The organism is Photobacterium gaetbulicola, assembly GCF_003025515.1.
Taxonomy (GTDB): Bacteria; Pseudomonadota; Gammaproteobacteria; order Enterobacterales; family Vibrionaceae; genus Photobacterium; species Photobacterium gaetbulicola.
The window spans coordinates 295,044-306,802 of sequence record NZ_PYME01000001.1 but is presented as its reverse complement, the minus strand read 5'-3'; the positions used below and the strand labels follow the sequence as shown (position 1 = coordinate 306,802).

At 46.4% G+C, this 11,759-nt stretch carries 8 protein-coding genes; 1 reads left to right on the top strand and 7 read right to left on the bottom strand.

Translation table 11 applies throughout. The features are described from left to right. Positions 1 to 62: 62 nt before the first annotated feature. The 5 genes from C9J03_RS26570 to fdhF form a co-directional block, all read right to left on the bottom strand. On the bottom strand, positions 63 to 224 hold the full coding sequence (locus C9J03_RS26570) for a hypothetical protein (protein WP_156149924.1): 162 nt from the start codon (positions 222 to 224) through the stop codon (positions 63 to 65). Between the two features lie 123 nt (positions 225 to 347). Further along, positions 348 to 2,054 carry an HTH-type transcriptional regulator SgrR gene (gene sgrR / locus C9J03_RS01225; RefSeq protein WP_039465894.1) on the bottom strand — a complete coding sequence of 569 codons (1,707 nt, stop codon included), beginning with the start codon at positions 2,052 to 2,054 and terminating at the stop codon, positions 348 to 350. 234 nt (positions 2,055 to 2,288) lie between these two features. Continuing rightward, positions 2,289 to 2,657, bottom strand: a complete 369-nt coding sequence (locus C9J03_RS01220; RefSeq protein WP_044621016.1) for a hypothetical protein — start codon at positions 2,655 to 2,657, stop codon at positions 2,289 to 2,291. A gap of 449 nt (positions 2,658 to 3,106) precedes the next feature. Further along, the gene (gene focA, locus C9J03_RS01215; RefSeq protein ID WP_039465898.1) at positions 3,107 to 4,555 is read right to left on the bottom strand and encodes a formate transporter FocA; all 1,449 of its coding nucleotides are present in this window, start codon (positions 4,553 to 4,555) and stop codon (positions 3,107 to 3,109) included. A 389-nt stretch (positions 4,556 to 4,944) separates the two neighbouring features. Further along, complete coding sequence (gene fdhF, locus C9J03_RS01210; RefSeq protein WP_044621015.1) at positions 4,945 to 9,099, bottom strand: formate dehydrogenase subunit alpha; 4,155 nt, start codon at positions 9,097 to 9,099, stop codon at positions 4,945 to 4,947. Positions 9,100 to 9,449: 350 nt separating this feature from the next. On the opposite strand from fdhF, the gene C9J03_RS01205 reads away from it, so the two are divergent. Continuing rightward, positions 9,450 to 10,388 (top strand): chemotaxis protein CheV, encoded by a 939-nt coding sequence (locus tag C9J03_RS01205; RefSeq protein WP_044621014.1) that lies wholly within the window; start codon positions 9,450 to 9,452, stop codon positions 10,386 to 10,388. A 182-nt stretch (positions 10,389 to 10,570) separates the two neighbouring features. Here C9J03_RS01205 and C9J03_RS01200 read toward each other — a convergent pair whose 3' ends face one another. Beyond that, a complete protein-coding gene (locus C9J03_RS01200) occupies positions 10,571 to 10,840 on the bottom strand; it encodes a hypothetical protein (protein WP_039465902.1) in 270 nt (89 codons plus the stop codon). 11 nt (positions 10,841 to 10,851) lie between these two features. Next, positions 10,852 to 11,604, bottom strand: a complete 753-nt coding sequence (gene pdsO / locus C9J03_RS01195) for a sortase-associated OmpA-like protein PdsO (protein ID WP_039465903.1) — start codon at positions 11,602 to 11,604, stop codon at positions 10,852 to 10,854. Positions 11,605 to 11,759 lie beyond the last annotated feature (155 nt).

Sequence of the window (11,759 nt, the reverse complement as noted above, 5' to 3'; positions counted from 1 at the left end):
TTATTGTATTGAACAGAACAGGCAGTAAAATCCAGATGCCTGTTCTGTTGGAAGGAATATGCCTACCCTACTTGATCATCGACGTATTCATATTCATCAAAATTATCAGACTCACTCCAGTCAGCAAACTCCAAGTCTTGCTGATACTCATTCCAGAACTCATCTTCGTTTAGTTCAAAGTCAGTAAGATCAATTTCAAACATTGTGACTCTCCATGCAGTCATGTTAGTTCTCGCCCATGCGCCGTATCAAATAGCGAGGCACAATGACTTTTTAATCCGCACAAATGTCAAAATGATGAATGAGCAGTGTAAAGAGTATGAACTTTCTCCTTGTTAACACTTCAGCTACTGAGATTCGTGTTCCGGTTTCATCCAAACCGATTTAAAGTCAAACCATCCCATAGAATTCGACTGCATGCCCTGTACTGCCCCAGAGTCATCAACTCCCAACCAGTTATGGAACAGTGGCAAGACCTGACCAAACTGCACAAGCTTCGCTCCTATATGCTGACACGGAGGGGCCTGTTCGGGGTTTGCTCGCCATCGCGTTACCTCTTGCTCAAGCTGCTCGAACTCCTCTTCCGGCATTGCCCGTGCGATGTGATCAAAATTAAAAAACCACGACAGCAAGGCATCATCGCGATAATTCATCAAGCTCATACCACCTAACCAAAGATCAATCTTCTGGCTATGTTTTCCGAGTGCAATTTCTGTCGTGGTGAGCTCCAATATTTTTAACTTGATACCATCTTCTGCCAATATGTCCTTGATCGCATTCGCGACATGTGGGTAAACCGGATGCTGACAGGCAAAGGCAATCGTCACCGTTCTTTTCGATGGTGGTGCACTCACCGGTATAGAGTGAAGCGGCACATGCGTCCATCCCGGTAGGATGCCGTAGGCATTGGTTAACCGGAAGTCTCCTATTTGATCCTTGTTCAACCTCTGCAACAACTGCAAAGCCGTCAGGCGACCTTGTAAGTATCGCAACCAATCTGGGTCAGCAGGAAGGCCACCTGTTCGGTTAAACAAAAGAAAGTTACACCCTTCATCCAGTTTCAACTTCGAGGATACACTGACATCACCCAACTGGCTTGCATCAGTTGCAGGTTGCAAGTAACACGAAGCCACATCAGAGAGCATCCAGATATCAACGACGTCAATCAACGCCCTGAAGCCAAAATACTGATCCGAGGCTTCCAGCTTAAAACGCTTACTGTCATTCTGAATTACCTTGTACGGGCCAGTACCGATAGGAAACAACACATTAGGGTTATCCATGTCAGCATCTGCAGGTTGAATCATGGCGATAAGGTTGGTTAACAAATCAGGAAAGCGATGATCATCAGTTCCGAGATAGAAGTCGATAGTATTGCTAAAAGGTGCCTCAATCTGTTTGATATGGCTGAACAATCGGTGTTGCTTGACGCGGTTGAAGGTCGCAATAATATCGTTACTATTTAGCAAACGGCCATCATGAAAACGGACTGAAGGGCGAATATAAAAGCGCCAGTGGCGAGGGGTGATAGCCTCCCAGTGGTGCGCCAAATCCCCCTCAACTTCCTCTTTTTCCTCGTTTATACGCGTCAAGCCATTAAACACCTGGCGGACCAAGTGCTGCTCTGAGCGCCGTAACGGCTGAAGCGGATTAAGATTACTGAACTCGCGATAGTATGGCAGACGAACAATTTGCTTACCGTGAGCAGTCGTATGGCCAAGTTGCTCCTGAATGATTTGCGCCAGCTTATCGGCATTGTGTTCAAGTGCTTCTAGGGCAGGTTCGAGTTTACCTTCTGCAACCAACTTTCTTGCATGCATTAGCTGCAATTCATTGTCAGTGCTACAAAACACTAGCCGAGATTGTTTGCCCCGACCTACCGCAGGCTCCCAGGTGATCCAGCCCTTGTCCACCATTTTATTGATAACCATACGAACATTACGACGGGTACAAAATAACACTTCGGCAATGTCTTGGAGGTTGGTATCGGCATCTTTGCCTGAGAAATGGTTATACAAGCGCTGAAATTGGACTTTGAGACGTTGACCACTCATAAAAGAGGAACCTATTTATATTACTTCTTCTGTTTTAGACTTCCTATTTTAACGTAAAATTGGCCTCGTACCCAAGTGGTACTTGGCGGCATAGGGCAAGTTATTTCCTACTTTGTAGACCCCCAAAGAATAGCTTCTGAGTGACGCTATGCCGCCAAATACTCTTTCATATACCAACGAAAAGACAAAAAAAAACGGACATAAAGCCCGTTTTATTATTCAGTAGACACTGTTTTATGCAGTCTTGGCCATTAGCGTCGTTTCAGAGCGCGACAGCTGGAATTCACGCCATTTCGAATACAGATAAGTAGTAACAATAGAGAAGAACAAATATGACAGCGAGAATACAAATGGAGAATTGATCAGGTTCGATTCCAACCCCCACATTACTCCAGTGATCGTGACACCGATTTTAGCCATAAGCCCCATCAGAAGCATCAGCAATGCGAGTTGTGGATAGCGAGTTGAGCAGCGGAACGCCAACCAATAGCCCGCCCCAACGGCAACAGAAGCAACGCCAAACCCTACGAGAAACGAGTGAAAATGCTCACCAGATAGAACACCAGCAACGGCAGACAACAAAAAAATCAAACCGAACTTCATAGTCACCTCTTTAAGAAAGTTAGAAATGCGTCCTTTCAATGTGCATCATACTAATACGAGCATTTTCCCACTTTCCGTTCAAAATGCATACACCCCATAGCTTTGTAGCACGCAGTATTTCGCCCTAACTTTCATTTATTTACAATTTGTAACACCCTAAACATCTACCACATAAGAGTTTAGCACCAACCTGTTATAAAAATGTAAACACACGCCAAAAATGTAAGAAATAATGTCAAAGCACCCGTTTTCATAGATTACATCTAACTTATAGCTTATGAATATTGAAATCTTAGAATTCAATTTCACCAATCGAACACCTGGCAAGATTAAATATGGAATTTAATCTTTCAGTTATGTCACATTGGTTTTTGTGACGAACATAAAAAAACACCCAGTAAAACTGGGTGTTTTCGGCATCACAAAAAACACATATTCAATGCAGAGTTTTATGCGATCTCTAGCTTCTGTACTGTTGTCAGCGTGACATCGTGGTAAAGCTTCCGCAATTCAACCATCACACTATCACGGGTAATGGTTCCAACAAACTGGCCGTTGTGCAGTACTGGTAACACACGGGGCTTACTGACTTTCAGTGCTTTCACACGCTCTTCTAACGATAGTGACGTTGCACTGGTTGCCATACCGATACCTGATGTTGGGTAAAGCATATCCTTGTCAATACACAAGTACTCGACGACATCTACCAAGCGATCATTGATATCTACAGCAACAACATCACTTCTCATGAGATCGGCGACTTTTGTCTCTTTGGCCGGTTGGAAATCCTTATACCATAGCTCTTTCATCATATCGAACATGGACAGGAACCCGACCAAACGGCCATTAACATCACAGACCGGTGCACCCGACAGTTTGTTCGCTACCAATATATCTACGGCTTTCGGCACAAACAGATCAGCAGATAATGTAAGTGGTTGTGAATCGACAATGTCCTTGACAGTTAAATGTGAAAGCAAATCCGCCTCCTTGGCAGTCGAGAGTTCTACACTTTGGGAAATAGAAGTTACGTTTGTCGCTTTAAGCTCTGGACGACGGAAAATACACCAATTAGCCAGGCCTACTAATACAGCCCCTCCGACAATATTGCCAAGAGTGACAGGTAGCAGATTCGCCAGTAGAAAGTTGTGAATGTTAAGATCACTGTATTGCTGTGGATTAGTGCCAATCATTTGCCAAAATTGCTCAGGCGCAAAATGTTGAATCACAATGCCAAGCGGGACCATAAACATATTGGCCACAGAGTGCTCAAAACCACTAGAGACGAACATTGAGACAGGCAAAATCATTAACATGGCTTTAGTCAGCGCATTTGCAGAACTAAATGTCATCCAAATAGCCAAGCAAACCAATAAATTACATAAAACACCCAATGAGAATGCCTGAAGCGGCGTGTGATGGAGCTTATGCTGGGCAATGTTAAGCGCATTCAATCCCCACTGACCATGGTTCAGTAGAAACATGCCACCACCGGTGATCAGCAGCAACATGAACATGGCACCGAAAAAGTTCCCGATATACACTTTAGCCCATAGCGATAACATCTTTTTTAGTGTGATCTGGCGATTCGCCCAAGAAATGCTTGAAAGCACAGAACTGGTAAAGAGCTCACCGCCACAGAGAACGATTAAAATCAACCCCATACTAAAGACCATACCACCCACTAATCGGCTTAGGCCCCACCCCGCAGACGAACTCCCAGTTGTTACCGTAATATAAAATACGAATGCCAATCCGATAAAAGCCCCCGCCATCATAGCAAGGCCCAGTGTCATGCTACTGGTCTTCTTTGCTTTGCTAAGCGCAAACTTTTCTGCTTCCGCCATCATTTCCATCGGCGAGAACAGTTGGTTATTGTTGGAATCTACGTAACTCATGCTTACCCCAAGTGTTACGCATCTTTATTCAAAAATGAAAACCAATTAACGTGAGCGTTTTGCTTAAATCAAAAGGTTAAAGTGTCAATCGATGCGCATATAAGAAAAACTGATAGCATTATAGGGCTAAATAAGTTTTTCTTGCATTAATTATTTGCAATATATGATTACACTTTCGCGTGTTGCGGTAATTGTTTGAAATAAAATTAAAGAATTGTATCTAGGCAGATAGCGCGGGATCTGCTGATAAGCAATAAGTTTTACATGTATGATACGCCTTTAGCATCTTATTTTTGTGACATTCGTCTGTATTTGCTTGATAGAAGCAAAAAAAAACACCCAGCCGAGCTGGGTGTTTGTTAATCCGCTAATGAATTTCTACAGACTATTTATTCTGCTAACGCGAGTGCTTTTTCAACTCTAACCGCTGCCACTTTGAACTCAGGGATCTTGGCATAAGGATCTGTCGCTGAGACTGTTAGCTTGTTTGCTGCTGATTCCACGAAGTGGAACGGTACAAACACAACATTTGGTTGAATACGCTTGGTGACAAAGGCTGGCGCATCAATCGAGCCGCGTCGAGTTGATAGCGTCAGCATCTCACCGTTAGACACACCTAACCGCTCTGCATCAAACACGGAGATCATCACTCTTGGCCCCGCAAGGTTATCAAGGCCTTTCGTTTTACGGGTCATCGTTCCAGTATGGAACTGCTCCAACAGGCGCCCTGTTGACAGCACCATAGGATACTCATCATCCGGAAGTTCTGCGGCATACAAGAAAGGTACCGCAGCCATTTCGGCTTTTTCACCACGAACAAAACTCTCTTGGTGCATAACCCGCGTGCCTGGATGGTTTTCATCACGGCACGGCCACTGCAAACCGTCTTTACCGACACGATCCCAAGTGATACCTGCATATTGCGGTGTTAGCGCATTTATCTCTGCCGTGATCTCCTCAACAGACTGATAATCCCAGTCACTGCCCATCGCGTTAGCAATATTCTGGATGATCTGCCAATCTTCCATTGCCTGACCCGGCGCTTTCACTGCTGGATTCAAGCGCTGAACACGACGCTCTGTATTGGTGAAATGACCCGCCTTCTCAGCAAATGAATATGCAGGAAGAACAACATCCGCCAACTGCGCGGTCTCGGTCATGAAGATATCTTGGACAACCAAGAAGTCGAGCTTATCGATAGCTTCCAGTACGTGCTTCTGGTCTGGATCACTCAGTACAGGGTTTTCACCCATCACATACAAACCTCGGACTTCCTTTTTACAGGCTGCATCGATAATTTCTGTGAGAGTCAAACCAAGCTCTGCTGACAAGTCTGGGCGATCCCATGCTTTAGCAAACTTAGCGTGAGCGTCTTTGTTGGTGACCTTCTGATATCCTGGGAAGTCCCAAGGAAGCGCCCCCATGTCACAAGCACCCTGAACATTCGATTGACCACGAAGCGGGTTGATACCACCACCTTCAATACCGATGTTGCCACACAGCAACTGCAGGTTCGCAATTGAACGTACGTTATCGTGCCCCGTCGTGTGCTGGGTTATCCCCATTGAATAGTAAATCGCTGTACGTTTGGCAGTACCGATTGCCTCGGCCAACTTGAGCAAATCAGCTTGTTTCACACCGGTGACCAGTTCAACTTTATCCGGAGCGTAAGCGTCACTCATAACCTCAGCTTTAAGGTTCTCATAGCCCTCTACGCGCTGTTCGATATAGCTCTGATCTTGCCAGCCGTTCTTGATGATTTGCTGCATGATACCGTTAAGTAGCATCACGTCAGTACCCGGGCGGTGTGCGACGTATAGTTCTGAGTGATCGGCAATAGCCACTTTCTTCGGATCAGCAACGACCAAACGTGCCGTGCCCTTACGAAGCGCCTGCTTGATATGCGAGGCAATAATTGGGTGAGCTGAAGTCGTGTCCGAACCGATAATGAAAATCAGATCAGAGTGGGCAATACTCGGGATATCATTGGTCATTGCCCCGCTACCCAACGAAGCCTCTAGGCCTGTCACCGTGGTTGAGTGGCACAAACGCGCACAGTGGTCGACGTTGTTGGTGCCGAATTCACGACGAATAAACTTCTGGAATGCAAAGTTATCTTCATTGGTGGTTTTCGCCGAGGAAAAACCAGCCAATGCATTACCGCCCGACTCTTGCTTGATAGCAGTGAATTTCTCGGCAATCAGTGAAATCGCGTCTTCCCAACTTGCTGGCTGAAGCTCACCATCTTTACGGATCAACGGCTGGCTAAGACGCTCCTCGCTTTGGATAAAGTCAAAACCAAAGCGCCCTTTGACACAAAGCATGCCCTGGTTTACCGGTGAGTCTTTTGCCCCCTGGACGTAGCGGATCTTATCGGTTAACTCATCCACATACATGGTGACCTTACAACCTACACCACAGTAGGTACAAATGGTGTCTACCGGTTTTAGCATTTCGACACGGCCCTGCGACTTGTCACGGGCATCAGTGAGCGCACCAGTCGGACAGACCTGCACACAAGCACCGCACTGAACACAGTTCGAGTCACCCATGCTGTAACCATTCTCAAAGCCCGGACGGCATTCTGGACGCTTGGCACTATTACCATCAGCATCTTTCATGAAGCCCAGCACACCGTGAACAGCCTGGTTGTTACAAGTATCGACACACTGGCCACAGCTGATGCAGCGGTTGGCATCAAAGACAATAAACTCAGAACTGTCATCAACGGCAAACTTCTGGCAGCTGGACATATCCAGCTCCTCTTTGTCGACCTTATATTCAGTCGCAAAGTCACGTAGCTTACAATCTGTATTGGCTTGGCAGCCACACTCAAGACAACGCGCAGCTTCACGCATCGCTTCTTCGTTCACAAAACCTGTTTCAACTTCAGCAAAGTTCAACTGGCGTTGTTCACTGGTAAGCTCAGGCATAATTGAACGCATAGCCTTTTGGATCCCTTCGAACTGCTTAGGATCCACATCTTTAACCTTGGCCGCCTTCTGCGAGATGTATGGCTTAACAGGAATATGCTCCATGTCACCATTGAAGAATCGGTCAATCGCCTCTGCCGCTACTCGACCATCAGCAACAGCTTCAATGGCTGTCGCAGGGCCACGTCGGAAATCACCAATACTGAAAATGTTTTCAACACCAGAGTGCATGGTACTGTCGTTTGACTCAAGGGTTAGCCAGCGAGTAACTGGTAGCTCAATGGTATCATTGTCGAGGAAAGACAAATCCGGCTTTTGCGATACCGCTGAAATTACCGTGTCAAAATGTTCAACAAAGTACTCACCTGTAGCCTCAGGGCGGCGACGGCCGGAAGCATCTGGCTCGCCAAGCGCCATTTTTTCTAGCTTCACTTCCGTCACCCGGCCATTGTTATCAGCAATGTTTTCAACCGGGTTGGTCAGAAAGTGGAACTTCACACCTTCATGCTCAGCTTCAACAATTTCGTAGTCTTCTGCAGGCATTTCATCGCGGGTACGACGGTAGATAAGAGTGGTATCCGCTCCGGCACGAACTGCGGTCCGCGCACAGTCAATGGCGGTGTTACCACCACCAATTACTGCCACTTTCTTGCCTGTGGTGTAGTTTTGTGTCGTTACATAGTCTTTCAGGTAATCGACACCTAGGTAACAACCGTCCTGATCGCTTCCCGGGTAGTTCATCTCGACAGCTTGAGAGGCACCCACGGCCAAACATACCGCATCATACTGTTTGGTCAGCTCAGATAGCAGGAAGTCTTTACCCAACGTGGTATTGGTCTCTACCTTCATACCATTGCGGCAGATAAGTTCAATTTCCTTATCTAGGATCGCTTTTGGCAAACGGTATTCAGGAATACCGTAACGTAACCAACCACCCGCCTCCGGCATAGACTCGAACACAGTGACGTTGTAACCCTCATTGCTCAGGTAGTAGCCACAGCTCAAACCGCCTGGTCCGCTACCGATGATCGCAACATTCATTCCTTTATCCGCTTTACGTGGCGGCACGTACTGTTCTTGTGCTTCAAGATCAATATCGGCAGCGTGACGCTTCAATTGGCGGATCGCAATTGGCTCGTCGACAATGCCACGACGACATTCAGTCTCACAGAATGCAGGACAAACACGACCAATAGACAGTGGCATTGGCAAGGTTCGTTTGATGACCTCAACCGCCTTCTGGTGGTCATTTTGAGAAATGTGGTACAGATAAGACTGAATATCGACCCCCGCAGGACAGGCTGTTTGGCAAGGCGCCTCACAGTCTGCGTAATGGTCTGACATAATACGGTTTAGCGATTGGCGACGACGCTCAGATAGTGCATCGCTTTGCGTGGTGATCACCATCTCAGGAGCAGCAGAAACTTCACATGCCCGCTGAACACCCTGGCCTTCAATTTCAACCACGCATAAATCGCATGGTACTTTTTCACCATTTTTATTCAACCCACACAGAGATGGGATTTCAATCTCGAACTGTTGAGCGAGCTCGAGAATTGACAATTGACCGTCAGTAGCCAGTACCTGACCGTCTATCGTTAAATTGCTCATAGTTGCCTCTTTGTATTGCTGGCACTGTGCCTTTATTGTGAGTTTCAAATGCTCTTAAATTTGCTAACTTCTTGTTCATGGGGAGAAGCAGCACAGCGCTCAGGATGATAACCAGTAATATTTTTATGTAGGTTCAGTCGATCATCTATTTGTAGTTATCAGGTCAGAATATCAGCTACAGCATCAAATTCCTTGATTTGAAACATTTTGGATATTTATTTTGGCCATGAAATAATTAAAAGAGATAAATAGTAGCTTTTTTCTGCTAACTCAAAGGGTTGCTTAGACAAGCGTTTAGAGGTGAGATAATATATTGATAAATTTAATATTACTTAAGCCTGCGCACTTCAATGACCACGATACTCGACTCTGTAGACCAGCGGACTAACCTCGTTGGTGAAAACCGCCTAGAACTCCTTATCTTCCGGCTTCATACCGCTCAGTTGTTTGCCATTAACGTGTTCAAAGTAAAGGAAGTGGTCAAACTCCCCAAGCTCAATCAACTGCCGGGCTCCCACCCCAATATTAGTGGTGTGGCCAACATCCGTGGCGTGTCTATCCCGGTTATCGATCTGCGCCAGGCCATTGGAATGCGTGCCTGCGATACCCAAGACGAATGCAACATCATCATCACTGAATACAATCGCAGTGTGCAGGCTTTCTTGGTCGGCCAAGTGATGAATATCATGAATATGACATGGCAAGACATCCAGCCACCGCCAAGCCAAGTAGGTAAAAACAACTACCTCACCGCAATTACCAAAATTCGAAAAGACAATACTGAGCGCTTAGTCAGTATCATTGATGTCGAGAAAGTGCTGGCCGAAATCATCGATTACGACACGCAAATATCACACGAAGTGCTCGATCAGTCGCTACTGAGCCACTTCCAAGGCCGTAAGGTATTGATTGTTGACGACTCTTCAACGGCGCGGGCGCAAATCAGAGAAACCTTGTCACAGCTTGGCTTGGAGGTGATTGAGGCCCATAACGGTCTACATGCGCTGACTATGTTGAAAAACTGGTGCGATAAGGGCATCAACCTTTACGATGAGCTGCTGATGCTGTTTACCGATGCTGAAATGCCTGAAATGGACGGCTATAAGCTGACCCACGAAATCCGTAATGACCCTAGGATGCGTGATCTGCATATCGCTTTGAATACTTCGCTGAGCGGTAACTTTAACGAAGCTATGGTAAAAAAGGTCGGCTGCGATCGCTTCATCTCCAAATTCCAGCCTGATCTGCTGGTAGAAGTCGTTCAAGAAAGACTGAAACAGATCCTCTAATTCCATCAGCTCGCCCTCCTAGCCACGATCAAAGTCTGAGGGCGAGCGCTTGTACCACGTATCACTATCATCGCTTGATTGGTGCTGAGTCACCGCAGATTTCTTCTTCAATCTTTGCTCAACAATAAATAAGGCTGAAGTGAAGCAGTGACAGTTTCACTATTGTTTCATACCAAAGTGCTTCATCTATCATCGTGCCCTGCTCCCTGTTGTTCCCGCGCTGACGGACTCTCTGCTTTGTTAGGCATGCGGTGAATATGTTGTTCAGTATCAACGGGCTGCCAACTGTTATCCCAGGCATAGAGCGTCTCTCCGCCGACAATATCGATTTTTTGAGCGCTGATATCATCCGCTCTTACCGTCAACTGCATCGTTAGCAGCAAGGTAATGAGGAAGGAGAGCACCCAGCTAGGGGCCTCCTCTTTGACCTTGTTCTTTTGGTATTCAGTCATCGCTAGCTCTCTTAATGATTTTTGGCCGTTGTGACATTGTCACTTGCACTGCGTAATGTGACTCGACGGTCAAAGAAATCCCCTTCGAAATTCTGCTCACCTTTGAGCGGTGCTTGGTCACCGTAAGCCGATGCAAAAAGTTGCAGAGTATCAACACCTTGTAATTCTAGATACTGACGCACCGCCTCTACCCGTTGTTCCGAAAGCGCTAGATTTCGTTCGCTGCTGCCACGGCGATCAGAGTAACCTGACAGCTCCCAGCGAATATCTGGCGCTTGCTTCATGATCTCGGCAATCTCATCCAGCTGAACTTTAAACAAGGGTTCAATCTCTGCAGACCCGGTTCTAAAGTGCACGTTCATTTCCAGTGCAAGGTCTAGTTGGCGATCCTCAAGGTTCATCAACTCATATTTTTCCTGCTCCAGACGCGCTATTTCAATTTGTGCCTGGTTGTATTTTCGGCTGATGCGCTCAAGCTCGGTATTGCGAGCGAGCAATTCGCCGAGTTCTTCATCTTGGGCCTTGATTTGTTCATCCTGCCCGACCGCAGTGCCAACAATACCCCCAACCATGGCACCAACAACGGCACCAACAGGCCCTCCGACAATGGCACCCAATGCGGCACCAGAGCCCAAACCGATAAGCTGCTCTTGCTCACCCACCTTGTAGCTATCGTCCATATTGTCATTGGCTGTTGCCATTGGAGAAACAAGGGATGCCATTAGCGCTGTTGTGATTAGAGTCGAGATAAGTTGCTTTTTCATCGTGATGTCCTCATCGAATGTACTGGGTTACGACTAACGCTATCAGTCGCTGTTTCGTGTTGATGAGGTTATTAAAGCAAGTCTATCTGGCGAATCAGGGCACAAAAAAAGGCAATGCAATGATCAATTGTGGCAAAAAAATGGCATTTACTCCG

Bases quoted from the DNA above. Each gene is read 5' to 3' on its own strand.
- C9J03_RS26570 (WP_156149924.1), bottom strand. From the start codon at position 224: ATGACTGCATGGAGAGTCACAATGTTTGAAATTGATCTTACTGACTTT.
- sgrR (WP_039465894.1), bottom strand. From the start codon at position 2,054: ATGAGTGGTCAACGTCTCAAAGTCCAATTTCAGCGCTTGTATAACCAT.
- C9J03_RS01220 (WP_044621016.1), bottom strand. From the start codon at position 2,657: ATGAAGTTCGGTTTGATTTTTTTGTTGTCTGCCGTTGCTGGTGTTCTA.
- focA (WP_039465898.1), bottom strand. From the start codon at position 4,555: ATGAGTTACGTAGATTCCAACAATAACCAACTGTTCTCGCCGATGGAA.
- fdhF (WP_044621015.1), bottom strand. From the start codon at position 9,099: ATGAGCAATTTAACGATAGACGGTCAGGTACTGGCTACTGACGGTCAA.
- C9J03_RS01205 (WP_044621014.1), top strand. From the start codon at position 9,450: ATGACCACGATACTCGACTCTGTAGACCAGCGGACTAACCTCGTTGGT.
- C9J03_RS01200 (WP_039465902.1), bottom strand. From the start codon at position 10,840: ATGACTGAATACCAAAAGAACAAGGTCAAAGAGGAGGCCCCTAGCTGG.
- pdsO (WP_039465903.1), bottom strand. From the start codon at position 11,604: ATGAAAAAGCAACTTATCTCGACTCTAATCACAACAGCGCTAATGGCA.